This window comes from Isoptericola sp. b515, from assembly GCF_030588125.1.
GTDB lineage: Bacteria > Actinomycetota > Actinomycetes > Actinomycetales > Cellulomonadaceae > Isoptericola > Isoptericola sediminis.
In genome coordinates, this window is record NZ_JAUQYR010000001.1 from 1,083,487 (window position 1) to 1,100,900 (window position 17,414).

Here is a 17,414-nt window from a genome sequence, read left to right on the forward strand (position 1 = left end):
ACCCTTCGGCTCAGACCGTCGCCGCGCCGGCGGCCAGGGGCTCGCGCCCCGTGCCGGCGGGCCCGCGGTACGCCTGGGCGACGTCGAGGTAGGTCCATGCGTCGGGGCCGATCGCGTGCAGCACCAGGTCGTCCGGGTGTCGACGCCGGGAGGCCAGGAGCGCGAGGTCGACCGCCTCGCCGCACACGATGTTCGGGGCGTACTCGTCGCCGGCCTCGACCGCCGCACCGGAGGGCAGGCTCACCGCGAACCGGAACGAGCCCTGCGGTACGTCGAGGTCCCGGGCCTGGTAGCCGAAGGCGATGGTCCGGTGGATGAAGGGGACGAGGTGCCGTACCCGGTCCGTCCGGACGATCCCCACGCCGACCGCGTCCGCCACGTCCTGGCCGTGCGCGAACAGCTCGAGCATGCCGGCGGCGGTCAGCACCGCCGCGGGCAGCGGGTTGACCAGCCACGGCACGACATCGTCCGGGCCGCGTGAACGCAGCGCCCGCTCGACGTCGTCGACGGCGGTGTCGAAGCGACCCAGCACCTCCGCGGGAGTGCCGGCGTTGAAGAGGTCCAGAGCGTGGTTCACCGCGGCGTCGAACCCGACGTCGGCCGCGGGGGCCGTCATGGCGGCGAACCGTTCCGTGTCCGAGGCTGCGGCGGCGGCCAGGGTGAAGACGAACGTGAGGTGGGCGACCTGGTCGCGCACGCGCCACGGTTCGGCGGGCGTGACCAGCTCCCACTGGTCGTCGTCGAGCGATGCGAGGAGACCGCGGAGGTCCGCTGCCTCGAGGAGGAAGTCGTCGAGAATCTCGGTGGTGGTCGTCATGTCCTGACCTCGTTTCGTGATGTCCGGGTTCTTGCGAGTGAACCCCCGCGGTCCCCCTGGGACATCTCCCGGTGTGCTCCTCCCGGCGCGGTACCCGGACGCGGCCCCCGCACCGGGTGCGCCGCGTGGGCGTGGTCGTCGACGGTGGCGCATCATGGCGGGCGAGAGGCATGCCGACCGACCCGACGGAGGGTGAGGATCCATGGGCACGCAGGACCAGGTCCAGCTCATCGCCTACGCCGACCGGCTCGGCGGCGACCTGCGGGGACTGGCGCGCTTCCTGCGCCGCGACGAGGTCGCCGAGTCGTTCGGGGGCGTGCACGTCCTGCCGTTCTACACGCCCTTCGACGGCGCGGACGCCGGCTTCGACCCCGTCGACCACACGGCCGTCGACCCGCGCCTGGGGACATGGGACGACGTGCGTGACCTGTCCCGCACCCACGACGTGATGGTCGACCTCATCGTCAACCACGTCTCCGCCGACTCCGCGGCGTTCCGCGACGTCGTCGCCCACGGCGACGCCTCGCCGTGGGCACCGATGTTCCTCACGATGTCGTCGGTCTTCCCGGACGGCGCACGGGAGGAGGAGCTGGCCCGCATCTACCGGCCCCGGCCCGGGCTGCCGTTCACGGCGCTGCGGCTCGGGGACACGCTGCGCTACGTGTGGACGACGTTCACGCCCCAGCAGATCGACATCGACCTGAGCTCCGAGCTCGGCCAGGACTACCTCACCTCGATCCTCGACACGGTCGCGGCGGCCGGGGTGCGTCAGGTGCGCCTCGACGCCGTCGGGTACGCGGTCAAGACGCCGGGCAGCACGTGCTTCATGACGCCCGAGACCTTCGCCTTCATCGCGGACTTCGCGGCACGGGCGCGGGAGCGGGGTGTGGACGTCCTGGTCGAGGTGCACTCCTACTACCGGCGTCAGATCGAGATCGCGCGGGAGGTGGACCTCGTCTACGACTTCGCGCTGCCTCCGCTCGTGCTGCACGCCCTGTACACCGGCGACGGGGCGGCGCTGCTCGACTGGCTGCGCGAACGTCCCCGCAACGCCGTCACGGTGCTCGACACCCACGACGGGATCGGGGTCATCGACGTCGGCCCCGACCAGACCGTCGAACCGGGGGAGCCGGAGCGCCCCGGCCTGCTGGACCCGGCCCAGATCGACGCCCTCGTGGAGGGGATCCACGAGCGCACGGGTGGCGCGTCAGCCGCGGCGACGGGTGCCGCGGCGTCGAACCTCGACCTGTACCAGGTGAACTCGACGTTCTACGACGCGCTCGGCCGCGACGACGCGCGCTACCTCGCCGCGCGAGCGCTCCAGCTCTTCACGCCCGGCATCCCGCAGGTCTACTACGTCGGCCTGCTGGCGGGGGAGAACGACGTCGAGCTCCTGCAGCGCACGGGCGTGGGGCGGGACATCAACCGCCACCACTACACGGCGGAGGAGATCGACGCCGCACTCGACACGCCGGTGGTGCGGCGGATGCTGGCCCTGTGCCGGTTCCGCAACACGTTCCCGGCGTTCGACGGCGACGTCGACGCGACGCTCGACGGCACGGTGCTGAGCATGGAGCGCCGCGGCGTCGAGGTGCCCGACGCCGTCGCCGTCCTCGAGGTCGACCTGGCCAGCGGTGTCGGGACCCTGACCTGGTCCTCCGGCGGGCGGGGCGAGGCGTCGGTCGACCTCGCCGCCTTCACCCCGGACGACCTCGGCGGCCCGGTGGGGCACTGAGACCGTCCGGTCTCAGCCGCCCATCTCGGTGACGGCGTCCGTGTACTCCCAGTGCCACGGCTCGTACTTGTCGTAGATCGCCCAGTCGGGGTTGTCCCAGCCGTAGGCCGGGGCGTTCGCGCGGAGCCAGTCGTAGCGGCTGCCGGAGTACGTCTCCGGGCAGAGGTCCACGGCCAGACCCCACCCGTGGTTCGAGGTGCCGGGCGTGGCGGCCAGGTACCCCTTGGCCTCCTTGGTCGCGACCTGCGACGAGTAGCTCCGGTAACCGTCGGTGATGCACATGTTCTCGCCGAAGACCACGCGGTAGGCCAGGTTGAGCCGGGCGAGGGCGACGCCGGCGTCGGCGCGGATCCGCGTCGTGCCGTCCCACAGGGTGCACATCTCGCTCTCGGGGATGTACCCGTTGGACCCGGTGCCGCTGGCGTAGCCGTCGCAGCCGGGCAGCGGCGGCGGCGGGGGCTCGGGTGCCGCCTCGACCGACAGGGCGACCTTCTCCGCGGACAGCGTGGCGTCCGCCGGCACGACGGTGCCGCCGACCGAGCCACCGGCCGCGCGGGACGTCGTCGGCGCGGCCCGGTCGGCGTTCCGGGAGGCGGCCTGGCCACGGTCGGCGAGCAGGGCCGCCTGCTTCGCGGCGCTCGTCACGGCCGCGAGGTCGGCGGCGGCGTCACCCGGGGCGCGGACGCCGGAGGGCGCGGCCTCCGGGCTCGTGGCGCGCGGCAGCTCGGTCGTGCCGGAGGCCACGGCCATGCCGGTCGTGGTCGCCATCGTGACCGCGAGGCCCAGGCCGATGCTCAGCGGCCAGCTGGTGGGCGCGAGCGAGGACCAGGTGGGGCCGGTGCGGCGGCGTCGGGCCGCGTGGCTCGCGGTGTGTCGTCCCTTGGCACGTGCCCTCGTGGGTGCGGGTCGTGCGGTCGCGTCGGGGAGCGCGGGCAGGTCGCGCGTGTGCCTCATCGGGCGGTGCGGGGTCGCATCGAACATTCTCCTGGCGCCTGCGGGGTTAGCTGTCGGGTTCGGGTCGGAGACTGACCCGGCCGGCAGGGCGTCCCTGCGCGGCTTCACCCCGAGGGCACCGCGGTGCCCGAGAGTGGGTCCCCCGTCCCTGTCGTTCGTGTCGTCCGGCTCCGGGGCGGTGACAGGGCTCGGCGCCCGCCTCGGACATCTCACCTGGGGTGTGAGCTGCCTGGACACTATCCCTCCCGCCGCGAGTTGTCACGGGTAGATCACGGGTGCGCTACGTTGACCAACCTCTGACCCGATTCGCAGGAAGAAGGTGGACGATGGCGGAACGGACGTCACGTCGTTCGACGATCGCCGTGCTGGGCCCGGGGGGCGTCGGCGGGCTGGTGGGAGCGCTGGCCGCCCGGGCGGGCCATCGCGTGATCGTCCTGGCCGGCCCCGAGACGGCGTCGACCCTCCGTTCCGACGGCCTCCGCGTCACCAGCGGCTTCTTCGGGGACTTCTCGGCCGAGGTCGAGGCGGACACCGAGCTGCGCGAGCCGGTCGACCTGTGCCTGGTCGCCGTCAAGCACCCGTCGCTGCCGGAGGCCCTGGACCGGGTCCCCGCCGAGCACGTCGCCGCCGGGCTCGTCGTGCCGCTGCTCAACGGGGTCGAGCACGTCGCCGCCCTGCGTGAGCGGTTCGCGCCGGCGTCCGTCGCCGCCGGTGTCATCCGCGTCGAGTCCACCCGGACCGCTCCCGGGCGCATCGTGCACGGCAGCCCCTTCGTCGAGGTGGACCTGGCCAGCAGCACCGCGCCCGCCGACCGGCTCGAGGCCGCGGCGACGATCCTGCGGGACGCGGGGGTCACCACGCTGGTCCGCGACGACGAGGGGGCGATGCTGTGGGGCAAGCTCGGGCTCCTCGCGCCCTTCGCACTGCTGACGACCTACCACGGGGAGCCGATCGGGACGCTCCGGACCGAGCGTCGCGACACCCTCGCGGCGCTCGTCGCGGAGGTCGCCGCGATCGGCCGGGCCGGCGGCGGTCCCGACACCAGCCAGACGGCCCTGCGCTTCTACGACACGTTCCCGCCCGAGGCGCGCTCGTCCATGCAGCGTGACGCCGAGGCCGGGCGGCCCCTGGAGCTCGACGCCATCGGCGGTGCCGTGCTGCGGGCCGCCGACCGGCACGAGGTCCCCGCGCCCCTCACCCGGCGGCTGGTGACCGAGCTCGGCCGGTCCTCGACCTCGTCACCGGGCGCCTCGACGGGAGCCGGCGCCACCGGGTAGCGAGCAGGTGCCCTGGGGGGACATCCTGGAGCCGGCCCCTCGAGGACGAGGTCGACGACGACGGAGGATCCCATGACCGCGAGTCCGCCCGCCACGACCCCGGACGTCGCGACGCCGGACCCCGCGCAGCGCCACCCGGCACCGCGCACCACCCACCAGGTCGTGAACCAGCCGCCGGAACGCGTCGACGTCAACGAGTACCTGGACTTCCCGGTGCTGCGCGAGGCGGTGCACGCTTTCGGCGGCGACTGGGGCGAGGAGCGACTGGTCGAGGCCGGGGCGCACGTCGGGACCACGGCGTTCCAGCACGCGGCCGAGCGGGCGAACACCCACGAGCCGGTGCTGCACACCCACGACCGGCGTGGCCGCCGCCTCGACGAGGTCGAGTACCACCCCGCGTACCACGAGGTGCTCGCCGCCGCCGTCGAGCGCGGGGCGCACACCGGCGCCTGGGCGGAGCCGGGACCCGGGGCGAACGTCGTGCGCGGCGCCGTCTTCTCGCTGTTCTCGCAGGTCGAGCCCGGCCATGCGTGCCCCGTCTCGATGACGCACGCGGCCGTGCCCTCCCTGCGGCACGCGCCGGAGCTCGCCGCCGTCTGGGAACCGCGCCTGCTGTCCTCCGCCTACGACGGCACGCCGGCCGCTCCCGGGGACAAACCCGGCGTGCTCGTCGGCATGGCCATGACGGAGAAGCAGGGCGGGTCGGACGTCCGCGCCAACACCACGGCGGCCGTCCCCGCCGGCCCGGCCGGGACGTACCTGCTCACCGGGCACAAGTGGTTCTGCTCGGCCCCGATGTCGGACGCGTTCCTCGTCCTGGCCCAGGCCGGAGGCGCGGACGCCGGGCCGCCCGGGTCACCGACGTGCTTCCTGGTGCCGCGCGTCCTCGAGGACGGCACCCGCAACGCGTTCCGCATCCAGCGGCTCAAGGACAAGCTCGGCAACCGGTCGAACGCGTCGGCGGAGGTCGAGCTCGACGGCACCGTCGGGTATCTCGTCGGCGAGCCCGGCCGCGGGGTGCGCACCATCATCGAGATGGTGTCGCGCACCCGGCTGGACTGCGTCCACGGGTCGGCGGCCGGCATGCGCCAGGGGGTCGCCGAGGCCTTGTGGCACGCGGACCACCGCAGCGCGTTCGGGGCGCACCTGGTCGACCAGCCCGCCATGACGGCCGTGCTCGCCGACCTCGCGCTGGAGTCCGAGGCCGCGACCCTGACGTCGATGCGCCTGGCCGCGGCGTACGACGCCGAGACGGACGCCGAGCGGGCGTTCCGCCGTCTGGCCACGGCGGTGAGCAAGTTCTGGGTGTGCCAGCGCGGCCCGCACCACGCGTTCGAGGCGATGGAGTGCCTGGGCGGCAACGGGTACACCGAGGCGTTCCCGCTGGCACGCCGGTACCGCGAGCAGCCCGTCATGGCCATCTGGGAGGGGTCGGGCAACGTCATCGCCCTGGACGTGCTGCGGGCGATGGCGCGCGAGCCGGAGTCGGTCGAGGCGTTCCGTGCCGAGCTCGGCACGACGGCGGGGGCGCACCCCGCCCTGGACGCGCACGTCGCGCGCACGCAGCGGCTGCTCACCGAGCTCGCCGGGTCCGACGACGGCGCGCAGCAGGCGCAGGCCCGCCGCGTCGTCGAGTCGCTCGCCGTGGCGCTGCAGGCGTCGCTGATGGTGCGGCACGCGCCGTCGGGCAGCGCCGAGGCGTTCGTCGCCGCGCGGCTCGGGGAGGACCGCGGCGCCGGCTACGGGGTGCTGCCGGCCGGCACCGACTGCCGTGCGGTGCTGGCACGGCACCGCCGGCGCTGACCGAGGCGCGTCCCGACGCGTCGTCCGGCCGGGCGGGGCGTCACTCCTCGTCGTCGACGAGCAGGTCGGCCGTGACCAGCACGTAGTCCTCGTCGCGCAGGTCCTTGATGATCTTGCCGACGGCGTCGACCGAGGTCGCGTGGATGTCGTGCAGCAGCACGTTGCTCCCGGGCTCCACCTGCTCGCGGACCCGACGGCGGGTCTCCTTCGCGTCGCGGGTCTGCCAGTCGAGCGTGTCGAGGTTCCAGGTCATGACGTCGAGCCCGCTGCGGGTCGCGAGCGTGCGGACCCGGCCGTCGACGTCACCGTAGGGCGGCCGCAGCAGGAACGGGGTGGACCCGGTCGCCTCGCGGATCGCGTCGGAGGTGCTGCGCAGCTCCTCGCGCACCTCGGCGTCGTCGAGGGTGGTGAGCTGCGGGTGGCTCCACGAGTGGTTGGCGACGAGGTGCCCCGCGTCGGCGACGGCGCGGGCGATCTGCGGGTTCCTGGCGACGTTGTCGCCCACCATGAAGAACGTGGCCGGTGCGTCCTTGCGGTCGAGGATCTGCAGCAGCCGTTCGGTCTGCGCCACGGGACCGTCGTCGAACGTCAGGGCGACGCACTTGTCCACCCGGCAGTCGACGCCCTCGGCACGCGCCGCCGCACGGCGCTCGGCGGTGATCTGGTCCAGCCGGGTGCGCCACAGGGACGTGCTGGTCTCGAGCAGGGTGTCCCGCAGGCGCACGGCCTCGTCGGGGTCCACGGCGTCGACGCCGGCGTCGAGCATCGCCTCGGCGTCGGAGACCGCCGTGTCGAGGGTGCCGAGGTCGAGGTCGGCGTCCTGCGCGGTGAGGTCCGTCAGCGCGTCACGGCCCTGGACGACGGCGGGCTGCAGCTCGTCGACGGCCCACTGGCGGCGTGCGGCGGCGACGGCGTCGCTCGTCTCCAGGACCTCCGCTGCGGCGTCGTCGAGCGCCTCCGGCGAGGGGTCCGACCCGTCGACGACCTCGACCTCCACCTGTGGCAACGTCTCCGGGAAGAACGGGTTCGGGCGGGTGACCGCCTCGACCGTGCGGGTCTCGACCGGGTAGCTGACCTCGGCGTCCCGCAGCTTCCGCGCCTCCGTGAGGGCGGCGTCCAAGGGCTCGCGGACCGCGGGGTCCGCCACCTGGCCCTCGCTGCGCCGGTACACGGGCCGGCCGTCCTGGACGGCGGCGGTGAGGGTCTCACGGCTGTCCGCGTAGGCGTCCTCGGAGCGTCCGCGGGAGGTGTCGGCGGCGTCGGTGAGACGGGCGACCTCCTCCTCGTACTCGGCGACCTGCGTCTTCCAGGCACGGTGCTCGAGCTCACCGGCGACCACGACCGCAGCGGCGAGCAGCACGACGAGCGCGCCGATCCACCACCACCGGGCGCGGCGGCGACGGACCGGCGGCTCGGGCGCGGTCGGCTCGGAGGTGCTCACAGGGTGATCCTCCGGCCAACGGCGCCCCGTGGCCACCCTGGTCGCGATGCTCGCGCGAGGCGCTCGCGGAGCGTGCACACGACGGTCACCCGGGCGCCGCCACCGGGCCGGGGCTGTCCGGGGTCGCCGCCCGGGGCATAGCATCGGTGCTGACTTCGACACGGGAGCCGCATGAACGAGCAGCACCGCCCCGACCGGACCGACGCCGAGGGGACGGGACCCGACCCCGACGACGCGACGCAGGTCCTGCCGGCGCACACTGAGGAGCCTCCACCGGCCCCGTCGGCGCAGGACACGCAGGTGTTCGACCGCGACACGGGGCAGGAGACGCAGCCCTTGGCCGCGGGGGCGGGTCAGGACACGCAGGTGTTCGACCGCGACACGGGGCAGGAGACCCAGGTCCTCGGTGGTGGCGCGATGTCGGCCACGCAGCCCCTCGCTGGCCGGCCGCGCCGGGAGTCGGTGCTGCCCGCCACCGACCGCGGTCGTGACGCCACGCCCTGGGGGACCCGGGTGATGCCGGCCGACCGGTCGTCCGCGACGCCGCCGTCGGCCGCTGCCTTCCCGCGATCGACGCCGGCACCCGCGCAGCGGACCGCCCCGGCGCCAGGACCCGCGGCAACGCCGACGCAGCGGCCGGCTCCCCAACAGCGCCCGGCGCCGCAACAGCGCCCGGCGCCGTCGGCCCCCGCACCACCGCGCGAGAGCGGCGCCGGCCCGCGTCGCGGCACCGAGCCGACGGCGGTGGCGTCCCTGATCACGGGCCTGCTCGGGATCGTGGTGCCGCTCGTTGGGATCCTGGCGATCGTGTTCGGCGGCATCGGCCTCGACCGCACGCGCCGGCGGGGGACGAACGGCCGTGGCATGGCGCGGACCGGGATGACGCTCGGGACGCTGCAGGTGCTGTTCACCACGCTGCTGGTCGTCGGCGGGCTGATGTTCTGGGACGCCTACGGCGAGGACGTCGAGGCCGCCCTGGAGCAGGCGGACGCGATCGCCGCGGGCGAGGTCAGTGTCCCGGACCTGCTGCTCGGCGGCGTCACCGGCGACTACTCGTTCGAGGACCTGCAGGAGCTCGGGGGCATGCTGGGTGACGCCGACGAGCTCCAGGAGCTGGGCGGCCAGTGCCAGTCGGGTGACGCGGCGGCCTGCGACGACCTGCTCGAGCGGGTGCCGGCCGATCTGCTCCCCGAGGGTGTCGGGAACCCGTGACCGAGATCCCCGTCGCCCGGCTGCGACGGGTCGTCGCCGTCGTCGCCGCGCTGAACTTCGCCTACTTCTTCGTCGAGTTCTTCGTGGCGCTGAGCGCGGGGTCGGTCTCGCTGCTCGCCGACAGCGTCGACTTCCTGGAGGACACGGCGGTCAACCTGCTCATCCTGCTCGCGCTGGGATGGCCGCTGGCCCGCCGCGCGGCCATGGGCAAGGTCATGGCCGTGATCATCCTGGGTCCGGCGGCCTTCGCCGCCTGGGAGGCGGTGCAGCGGTTCGGCGCCCCCGAGGCGCCCGACGTGGTCCCGCTCGTCCTCGCGTCCGCGGGGGCGATCGTCGTCAACGGCACGGCGGCATGGCTGCTGGTCGGCGTGCGGCACCACGGCGGGTCGCTCAGCCGGGCGGCGTTCCTGTCGGCCCGTAACGACGTGCTCGTCAACGTCGCCGTGATCGCCATGGGCCTCGTGACGGCGTGGACCGGGTCCGGCTGGCCGGACCTCGTCCTGGGCTGCGTCATCATCGGCCTCGCCGGGCGGGCCGCCTGGGAGGTGTGGGAGATCAGCGAGGACGAACGCCTCGCGGCCAGGGCGCTCGCCGGGGAGGAGATCGACTGAGTCGTCCTCCGCGGTCGAGCGCCCCGGGGGGAGTCAGCCGACGCGGACCGCGGAGTAGCCGGCCTCGTCGACCGCGGCCAGGACCTTGGACTCCTCGGCGGGACCGGTGACCACGAGCGTGCCGGTCTCGGCGCTCACCTGGATCTCCTCGACCCCGGGAACCTCGCCGACCTCCTCGCGGACCGACATCTCGCAGTGGCCGCAGGTCATGCCGGTGACCTGGTACGTGTTCGTGCTCATCGTCTCTCCTCTCCTGCCACCACCGACGGGTGGTCGTCACCAGGGAGGCTATACCCCCAGTGGGTATAGATCAACGAGTTCGCGCGAGGCCCGCTCCCCGGGGCGCAGGCAGGGGTCCGTCCCGATGTTGTGGGGTCCGTGGTCCTCGTGTTGTGTGGAGCGATGAACGACACCGATGACGGGCAGCGCACGCGCAGCGAACAGCTCGAGATCACGCGCATCGTGCTCCGCCCCACGGGCAACCCGCTTCCCCTCGGCTTCATGGCGCTGGCCGTGGCGACGGTCGGGTTCAGCTGTCTGCAGCTGGGGATCCTCAGCACTGCCGAGGAGAGCACCGTGGCCCTCGCCGTCCTCGTGCTCACCGTCCCGCTGCAGCTCCTCGCCGCGATCATCGGCTTCGGGGCCCGCGACCCGATCGCCGGCACGGGGATGGCCGTGGTGTCCGGGGTCTGGGCCATGCTCGCGGTCTCGACGCTGACGTCACCGCCCGGTTCCTCGAGCCCGGCGCTCGGCGTGCTGCTGATCACCGCCGCCCTCGCCATGGTTGTCCCGGCGACGGCGGCGGGCGGCAAGGTCGTCGCGGCCGCCGTCATGATCGGCTCCGGCGTGCGCTTCGCGGTCACGGGCGTCGCCGAGTTCACCGGGTCCGGCGCGTGGGAGACGACCGCCGGTGTCCTCGGGCTGGTCCTGGCCGCGATGGCGCTCTACGCCGCGCTCGGGTTCGTCCTGGAGGAGGTCGACCACCCCGTCCGGCTCCCCGTGCTGCGTCGGGGAGCCGGACTCAAGCCGCTGCGCGACGACCTGGAGGAGCAGCTCGAGGGAGTCGCCCGGTCGGCCGGCGTGCGCCAGCAGCTCTGAGAAGTGCGCGGCGGGTCAGCGCGTCCGCGCGGCCCCGGACGTGTCCCGGCGCAGGTACCACCAGGCGACGACCACGCACAACAGGCCGTTGAGCAGGCCGAAGACGACGTCGAGCGGACCGTGCATGCCGCGGTAGATCCGGGAGATGCCGACGATGAACGGGATGGCCACGCACACCACCGTGACCAGTCGGCGCAGCACCGGGTTCGAGATGCGCTGGGCGAGCAGCGCCATGGTCAGCCACAGCGCCGTCGCCGCACCGGTGTGACCGCTGGGGAAGCTCGAGGTCGGCGGGGCCGGGTCGAGGTGCTCGACGTCCGGGCGCTCCCGCCCGACCAGGGCGGAGCTGGTGATGAACAGCAGGGATTGCAGGGAGACCGCGAGCGCCGGCACGAGGGCGAACCACCACTGGCGGGTGCGCCACCACAGGATCCCGACCGTCAGCGCGGTCACGCCGATCACGACCTCGGTCATGCCGAAGCGACCCAGCCACTCCGAGACGGTGTTCATCGTGGACGTCCGCTGATCGGCGAACCACTGCTCGACCGTGTTCCCCTGGGGGAAGTCGTTCAGGGGGCCGACGACGAGGAACCCGACGCCGAGGAGCACGAGCCAGCCGAGGACGGCGGGACCCAGCGCGCGCACCGCCGCGTCCCGGGCGGCCTGTCCCTTGGTCGGCCGACTGGTGTCGAGCTCGTAGCGGTGGACGAAGGCGTTCATCGAATCTCCGCATCTGTGGTGCGGGTGGTGGGTGACCACCCGCGGTACCCGAGGTAGGACGCACCGGAGATGGTGACGCCCAGGAGGATGCCGGCGACCACGTCCGAGGGGAAGTGCACCCCGAGGAAGATGCGGTCGGCGGCAGTGATCAGCGCGAACGTGGTGGCGACCAGCGGGACGACGACCCGGCCGACCCGGCCGAGGACCGGCCAGACCAGCAGGGTGATCGTCACCGCGGCGGTGGCTGAGGACGTCGCGTGCCCGGAGGGGAAGCTGAGGCCGGGCGCGTCGAGGATCACCTCGTCGACGACCGGCCGCACCCGTCCGACGGCTTCCTTGGCGAGGTTGGCCAGCCCCCACGAGGCGAGCAACGTCCCGACCGCCCACAGGGCGCGCCCGGGGTAGTCGTGTCGGCGCCACATCCACAAGGCGACCGCGCCGCCGGCCAGCACGACCCAGCCGGGCTGGGTGACCGCCGACCAGACGACGAAGGTGTCCAGGAGCCAGTCGTTGTCCAGCGTGACCGACACGGCGGCGTCGACGACGGCCTGGTCGGCCTCCTGCACCGTGGCGTTCGTGCGGACGAACCAGGCCAGGACGAGCACCGGGACGAATCCGGCGACGGCGAAGGCGCCGGCGCGGGCCAGAGCGCGGGCCCGGGGCGATCGTCGAAGCATCCCGGGAGACTAACCCGCAGGTCCCCGCAGCGCTTGTCGAGCGGGGGACGACCCGTGCGGGTCGCACGGCGCGTCCGTTCAGGGGGAGCGGTGGTGCGGCGGGACCTCGTAGAGCAGGTGCTCCGTGTGGTGCAGCACGTTCGCGACGAGCGCGGCGACGTGCTCGTCGGGCTGGCCGTAGTAGACGGTGGTGCCGTCGCGCCGCGACGTGACCAGCCGGCTGGCACGCAGCCTGGCCAGGTGCTGGGAGACCGCGGGGACGGGGCGGTCGAGCGCCGCGGCGATCGACCCGACCGAGATCTCGGTGCCGTCGAGCATGACGAGGATCGCGAGGCGGGTGCGGTCGGCGAGCAGGCGCAGGACCTCGACGGCGCGGTCGAGCTCGGCGTCCGGGGGTGCGCTGCGCTCGGCGGGGGCCACGGGACTCATGATGGCACCGTCCCTCGCGCCGCCGTCCCCGTCGTGGCCGGACGTCCGGGTCGGCGCGGCCACAGCAGGGCGGCCGTCGCCGTCGCGGCCGCCGCGAGGGCCGCGAGCACGAGCGCGGTGCTGCTCAGCCCGAGGCCCACGCCGAGCAGACCGGCGAGGGGGTAGGTGAGCAGCCAGCAGGCGTGCAGCAGGGCGAAGTGCGCCGCGAAGGCCGCCGGGCGGTCGCCGGGAGCGACCGTGCGACGCACGATCCGGCCCACGGGGGTCTCCACCGACGCCCAGCCGAGGCCGACGAGCACCCACAGCGCCGCGACGGCCGTCAGCCCGGCCACCGGCGACGGGGCCGCCAGCGCGAGGGGGACGACGGCGGTGGCCACGGTGAGGGCAACGGCCCCCGTGAGCATCACGAGCCGTTCGGGCCGGCGGCGCAGCAGCCGGGGCAGGGCGAAAGCCGCCGTCATGGAGCCGGCGCCGTTGGCGGCCAGCAGCAGCGCGACGACGTCCTCGCCCTGCCCGAACGCGGAGCGCGCGATCACGACCGTCTGGACGATGACGAACGCCCCGGCCGCGGCCACGGCCATGTTGAGTGCCAGGACCGGCCGCAGCGCCGGGGTGCGGACGAAGAGGCGGATCCCGTGCCGGGCACGCTCGCCGAAGGGCATCTGCGGGCCGTCCCCGCCGGCGTCGGCGCCACGGCGCGGCAGGACCGTCGCTGCGACGAGCAGCGCGGACGCCCCGAAGCCGGCGGCGGTGCCGAAGAAGAGGGTCGAGCTGGGGACGACGAGCAGCAGCCCGGCCGCCAGCACGGGGGACAGGACGGCCTCGAGGTCGTAGGCCAGCCGGGACAGGGACAGCGCCGCGGTGTAGTCCTCCTCGTCGTCGAGCACGTCGGGGATCACGGACTGGAACGTCGGGGTGAACGTGGCCGAGGCCGCCTGCAGCACGAAGACGAGGACGTAGACCTGCCAGACCTCGCCGACGAAGGGCAGGGACACCGCGACGAGCAGCCGCACGACGTCGGAGCCGATCATCACCGACCGCCGGGGCAGCCGGACGACCGCGGCCGCCGCCAGCGGGGCGACGAACACGTAGGCGACCATCTTCACCGCGAGCGCGGTGCCGAGGACCTGCCCGGCCTCGGCCCCGGCGAGGTCGTAGGCGAGCAGCCCGAGGGCGACGGTGGCGAGCCCGGTGCCGGCGAGGGCGACGAGCTGGGCGAGGAAGAGCCGACGGTAGACCGGGTGGGCGAGGACCTGCAGCACCGACCCATTGTCTGCATGATTGCGCAGAGACGCAACAAAGCTCGAGGGTCGACGAGCGGGCCGTATCAGCAGGGGAGACACGGCGCTCCGGACCGGTAGAGGAACGCTCGAGCCGCGGCCAGGACGGAGGTGGCCCCGTGCGATCCGGACCCGTGCGGAACCGCCCGGCGACGCGGACGGTCGTGCCGACGCTGGTGGCGGCCGTCCTCGGCCTGCTGTCCTCGCTCCCCGCCGTCGTCGTGCCCGGGCAGGAGATCGACCTCGACCCGTCGGCCGGGCCACCCGGGACCTCCGTCACGGCGAGCGTCGACGGTTTCGACTGCTCGATCGGCGTCGTCGAGCTGCTGTGGGGAGAGTCCGGGGTGGTCGGGACCGTCGACCTGGACGGTGGCGCCGACGAGACGACGTTCCCGGTCCCCACGGAGGCGGAGCCCGGCGGGCACGAGGTGTTCGCCCGGTGCGCCAGGTCCGACGACGTCGCGGCCGAGACCACGTTCGAGGTCGAGCCGGTCGCCGACCTGGTCACCGTCCCGGACCTGGTGGGCCGCCCGCTCGACGAGGCCGAGACGCTGCTGGCCGAGCGGGGCCTCGTGCTCGGCGAGGTCTCGGGCGAGGGCGATGCCGTCGCCGACCAGGACCCCGGCCCCGGCACCGGCGTCGACGTCGAGAGCGAGGTGGCCGTCACCCTCGCCGCCGTCGTCCCGCCCCCGGGGAACACCGGGACGGACGACCCGGCGGAACGGTTCCCGCTGCTGTGGATCGTCCTGGTCGCGCTGCTCGTCGCCGGGGCCGCAGCCGGTGCCCCCCGGCTGCGCCGGGCCCGTCGCCGGCAGGACCGGCGGTGGGTGAGCGAGCACGTCCGGGTCCGGCCCGCCCCGACCCCACCGCCCACCGTGACGCTCGCCGCGGACCCGACGGACCCCGCGGGACCCGGCGCGACCCTCGTGATCCGGCTCGTCGCCTCCGCGGACGACGTGGACCAGCACCTGGAGGTGATCGGACGATGACCACGACGACCGCCGCGCCGGCGATGACGGCGCGCGTCTTCCTCCTCGACGACGGCTCGGGCCGGGACACCGCGCAGGTGCTCGGCGAGGCCGTCCGGCGGCACGGGATCGGCGGCACGGCGCTCCAGGGCGTGCGGCGGGCCACCACGGCGACGCGGGAGGCCGTCGGGTCCGAGCTCGCCGCCGTGGCGGACGGGCTGCTCGACCTCGACCTCGGCGACGTCCTGCTGCGCTCGTGGCGGTCCGTCGCCGACCTCACGGCGGCCGGCCGGCGGACCGCCCTCGCCCCCGGGGAGGAGATCGTCGCGCTGGCCACGCACCGGATCACCGCGACGCACCACCCGCGGGTCGACCTGTCCGTCGACGGCGTCCCCCTGCACCGGTTCACCTTCGAGATCTCGCTCGTCGCCGTCCTCACGGGGGTCGCGGCCGTCGTCGCGGGCGGCTCCCTGGTGGCGGTCCGGGGCGGGTCGGCCGACGTCACGGGCACCCTCTCCCTGGACGGGGTGCGGCTCGTGGAGAGGTCCCGCACCCTCGACGTCGAGGCGCTGGTGCGGCTGCGCCGGCCGATCCCGCTGACGTCGGGGCGGTCGGCGGTCTTCCGCGGGGAGTCCTGATCCGGGTCACGCCATGGACGAGCGCCGCGCGATCAAGGCGCTGCTGCGTCCCTGAGACGTCCGGACCCGTGACGACGGCGCGCGGCCCGGTTCCGGGCCGCGCGCCGTCGTCACGGTCGAGGCGGGACCCGTCAGAAGTCGAGGCAGGTCAGGTACTCGAAGCTCTCCCGCGCGAAGCTCGCGTCGGTCGGGGCGCCGTCCATCTCGATGACGTAGTACTTGACCTTGCCCTGGGCCGCGTCGAGGATCGACGGCCAGTCGATGTCACCCTCGCCGACGACGGTCTGGGTGCCGAACGCCGGGGTCGGGCCGGACAGGTCGCCGTCCTTGATGTGCAGCAGGTCGATGCGGTCGCCGTACTCCTCGAGCAGCTCGACGACGTCGGCGCCGCCGTCGGTCGCCCAGTAGACGTCGACCTGGAACGCGACGTACCGCGGGTCGGTGTTCCGGACCACGGCCTCCCACCAGCTCATCGTCTCGCCCGAGGCGGGGTCGGTGACCTCGAGGACGAACTCGTTCCAGTGGTTGTGGCCGAAGTGCTTGCCGGTGCCCGCCTTCACGGACTGCTCACCGGCGGCGTTCATCGCCTCGGCGGTCTCCATGGCGCTCTCCCACGACGTCGAGCCGCCGAAGAACGGGACGCCGGGACCGGACCAGCCGCCCGACCCCGTGTACTTCTGGCCGAGGGTCTTGGCGAAGTCGAGGGTCTCGTCGAACGTCTCCGGGTCGGTGCCGCCGTGGGAGCTGGGTGCCTTGAGCTGGTGCTCCTTGAGCAGCGCGCGGAACTCCTCGGCCGTGCGGCCCTCGTAGCTCCCGCCGAACGGCTCGACGTTCTTGTAGCCGATGTCGGCCAGCTCGCCGAGGACGGCGTCGACCCCGATCTCCTGCTGCCAGGCGCTGTAGCTGTAGAGCTGGAACGAGATCTTGCTCGCCGGCACCGAGCGGCCGGAGCACTGGTCCGAGGCGCCGGCGGATCGGCCGTCCTGGTGTGCGTCGGCGACGGCCGGTGCGGCCGCCACGAGGGGAAGGGCGAGTCCTGCGGCCGCCGCGGTCGTGGCGGCCCGGGTGAGGAGAGTACGTCGCATCGTCGGGATTCCTCTCGGAAGGAGATCGTGCCCACCATCGGGCACATGGATCGGGGGCGGGTACCGGCGGGTGACCGGCGATATCCGCCCCCGTACTTATGCAAGATATCAGCGAAAGCGAAGAGCGCAATACCTCTCTTCAGTCGGAGTGCGATCAAAAGTAGGCGACCGAGCCGACGACGGTGTCGGGGCCGCGGACCGGGTCAGTGCGGGGAGAAACCGCCCCAGGGGTTGCCGAACTTCCGTTCCCACGGCGGGCGGCTGCTGACCTCCCCGGGAGGTTCGCAGGTCCCGGCCGTCAGGTCGGACCAGATGGTGGGCGAGCCGGTCTCGTCGTCCCGCGTCAGGAGCCGGGTGATCTCGTCGCCCCCGGTGGCCCACGGGCCGCTGGTGGAGAGCCGGACGACGACGTCGTCCGGTCCCGCCGACCCGAGACCGGACCCGGGGGGGCGACCAGCGACGATCTCGCCGTTCTCGGCGACCTCCTCGACCTGGCCGACGTGCGTCGGCACGAGCCGACGACGGCGGTGACGGCGGAGATCCTGCGCCGGCTCGAGCAGATGCTCGGCTGCGATGGTGTCGCGCTCAACGCCACCGACGCCCGCGACTTCACCTCCGAGTACGTCCAGGAGGTCGAGTCGGGTCGGGAGACCGTGGCGGGGCGCCCCG

18 protein-coding genes and 1 riboswitch are annotated in these 17,414 nt (G+C 73.9%); of the genes, 8 read left to right on the forward strand and 10 right to left on the reverse strand.

What is annotated here, in order from left to right:
• Nucleotides 1-10: 10 nt before the first annotated feature.
• Nucleotides 11-817, reverse strand: coding sequence for a maleylpyruvate isomerase family mycothiol-dependent enzyme (locus tag Q6350_RS04920; protein WP_304604822.1), 807 nt, complete (start codon nt 815-817; stop codon nt 11-13).
• A 202-nt stretch (nt 818-1,019) separates the two neighbouring features.
• Between Q6350_RS04920 and gtfA the strand changes: the two genes are divergently transcribed.
• Complete coding sequence (gene gtfA / locus Q6350_RS04925) at nt 1,020-2,552, forward strand: sucrose phosphorylase (RefSeq protein ID WP_305065566.1); 1,533 nt, start codon at nt 1,020-1,022, stop codon at nt 2,550-2,552.
• 12 nt (nt 2,553-2,564) lie between these two features.
• Here the strand turns inward: gtfA and Q6350_RS04930 are convergent, their stop codons facing one another.
• On the reverse strand, nt 2,565-3,506 hold the full coding sequence (locus Q6350_RS04930) for a D-alanyl-D-alanine carboxypeptidase family protein (RefSeq protein WP_305065568.1): 942 nt from the start codon (nt 3,504-3,506) through the stop codon (nt 2,565-2,567).
• A gap of 19 nt (nt 3,507-3,525) precedes the next feature.
• Nucleotides 3,526-3,692, reverse strand: a riboswitch (cyclic di-AMP (ydaO/yuaA leader).
• Between the two features lie 140 nt (nt 3,693-3,832).
• Here Q6350_RS04930 and Q6350_RS04935 point away from each other — a divergent pair.
• Both Q6350_RS04935 and Q6350_RS04940 read left to right on the forward strand, forming a co-directional pair.
• Nucleotides 3,833-4,783, forward strand: a complete 951-nt coding sequence (locus Q6350_RS04935) for a ketopantoate reductase family protein (protein ID WP_305065570.1) — start codon at nt 3,833-3,835, stop codon at nt 4,781-4,783.
• 72 nt (nt 4,784-4,855) lie between these two features.
• A complete protein-coding gene (locus tag Q6350_RS04940) occupies nt 4,856-6,586 on the forward strand; it encodes an acyl-CoA dehydrogenase family protein (RefSeq protein WP_305065572.1) in 1,731 nt (576 codons plus the stop codon).
• Between the two features lie 40 nt (nt 6,587-6,626).
• Here the strand turns inward: Q6350_RS04940 and Q6350_RS04945 are convergent, their stop codons facing one another.
• A complete protein-coding gene (locus Q6350_RS04945; RefSeq protein WP_305065574.1) occupies nt 6,627-8,027 on the reverse strand; it encodes a polysaccharide deacetylase family protein in 1,401 nt (466 codons plus the stop codon).
• Between the two features lie 171 nt (nt 8,028-8,198).
• Here Q6350_RS04945 and Q6350_RS04950 point away from each other — a divergent pair, with 171 nt between their 5' ends.
• Both Q6350_RS04950 and Q6350_RS04955 read left to right on the forward strand, forming a co-directional pair.
• Nucleotides 8,199-9,239: a DUF4190 domain-containing protein gene (locus Q6350_RS04950; protein ID WP_305065576.1), complete on the forward strand. Its 1,041-nt coding sequence runs from the start codon at nt 8,199-8,201 to the stop codon at nt 9,237-9,239.
• Nucleotides 9,236-9,850 carry a cation transporter gene (locus Q6350_RS04955; RefSeq protein ID WP_305065578.1) on the forward strand — a complete coding sequence of 205 codons (615 nt, stop codon included), beginning with the start codon at nt 9,236-9,238 and terminating at the stop codon, nt 9,848-9,850. The genes Q6350_RS04950 and Q6350_RS04955 overlap by 4 nt, the downstream gene beginning before the upstream one ends.
• Before the next feature lie 33 nt (nt 9,851-9,883).
• Here the strand turns inward: Q6350_RS04955 and Q6350_RS04960 are convergent, their stop codons facing one another.
• Nucleotides 9,884-10,090, reverse strand: a complete 207-nt coding sequence (locus Q6350_RS04960) for a heavy-metal-associated domain-containing protein (RefSeq protein ID WP_171246600.1) — start codon at nt 10,088-10,090, stop codon at nt 9,884-9,886.
• A 162-nt stretch (nt 10,091-10,252) separates the two neighbouring features.
• Here Q6350_RS04960 and Q6350_RS04965 point away from each other — a divergent pair, with 162 nt between their 5' ends.
• Complete coding sequence (locus tag Q6350_RS04965; RefSeq protein ID WP_305065580.1) at nt 10,253-10,948, forward strand: GPR1/FUN34/YaaH family transporter; 696 nt, start codon at nt 10,253-10,255, stop codon at nt 10,946-10,948.
• Between the two features lie 15 nt (nt 10,949-10,963).
• Here the strand turns inward: Q6350_RS04965 and Q6350_RS04970 are convergent, their stop codons facing one another.
• The 4 genes from Q6350_RS04970 to Q6350_RS04985 all read right to left on the reverse strand — a co-directional run bounded on the left by Q6350_RS04970 (nt 10,964) and on the right by Q6350_RS04985 (nt 14,036).
• Nucleotides 10,964-11,668: a phosphatase PAP2 family protein gene (locus tag Q6350_RS04970; protein WP_304606384.1), complete on the reverse strand. Its 705-nt coding sequence runs from the start codon at nt 11,666-11,668 to the stop codon at nt 10,964-10,966.
• The gene (locus tag Q6350_RS04975; RefSeq protein ID WP_304606382.1) at nt 11,665-12,345 is read right to left on the reverse strand and encodes a phosphatase PAP2 family protein; all 681 of its coding nucleotides are present in this window, start codon (nt 12,343-12,345) and stop codon (nt 11,665-11,667) included. The genes Q6350_RS04970 and Q6350_RS04975 overlap by 4 nt, the downstream gene beginning before the upstream one ends.
• A gap of 78 nt (nt 12,346-12,423) precedes the next feature.
• Complete coding sequence (locus tag Q6350_RS04980; RefSeq protein ID WP_305065583.1) at nt 12,424-12,774, reverse strand: helix-turn-helix transcriptional regulator; 351 nt, start codon at nt 12,772-12,774, stop codon at nt 12,424-12,426.
• Nucleotides 12,771-14,036, reverse strand: a complete 1,266-nt coding sequence (locus tag Q6350_RS04985) for an MFS transporter (protein WP_305065585.1) — start codon at nt 14,034-14,036, stop codon at nt 12,771-12,773. Before Q6350_RS04985 ends, Q6350_RS04980 begins: the two co-directional genes overlap by 4 nt.
• Before the next feature lie 137 nt (nt 14,037-14,173).
• On the opposite strand from Q6350_RS04985, the gene Q6350_RS04990 reads away from it, so the two are divergent.
• A complete protein-coding gene (locus Q6350_RS04990) occupies nt 14,174-15,043 on the forward strand; it encodes a PASTA domain-containing protein (RefSeq protein ID WP_304606380.1) in 870 nt (289 codons plus the stop codon).
• A complete protein-coding gene (locus tag Q6350_RS04995) occupies nt 15,040-15,660 on the forward strand; it encodes a hypothetical protein (RefSeq protein ID WP_304606379.1) in 621 nt (206 codons plus the stop codon). Before Q6350_RS04990 ends, Q6350_RS04995 begins: the two co-directional genes overlap by 4 nt.
• Before the next feature lie 131 nt (nt 15,661-15,791).
• Here Q6350_RS04995 and Q6350_RS05000 read toward each other — a convergent pair whose 3' ends face one another.
• Both Q6350_RS05000 and Q6350_RS05005 read right to left on the reverse strand, forming a co-directional pair.
• Nucleotides 15,792-16,745, reverse strand: a complete 954-nt coding sequence (locus Q6350_RS05000) for a sugar phosphate isomerase/epimerase (protein WP_305065587.1) — start codon at nt 16,743-16,745, stop codon at nt 15,792-15,794.
• A 203-nt stretch (nt 16,746-16,948) separates the two neighbouring features.
• Nucleotides 16,949-17,257 carry a hypothetical protein gene (locus Q6350_RS05005; protein ID WP_305065589.1) on the reverse strand — a complete coding sequence of 103 codons (309 nt, stop codon included), beginning with the start codon at nt 17,255-17,257 and terminating at the stop codon, nt 16,949-16,951.
• Between the last annotated feature and the right edge of the window lie 157 nt (nt 17,258-17,414).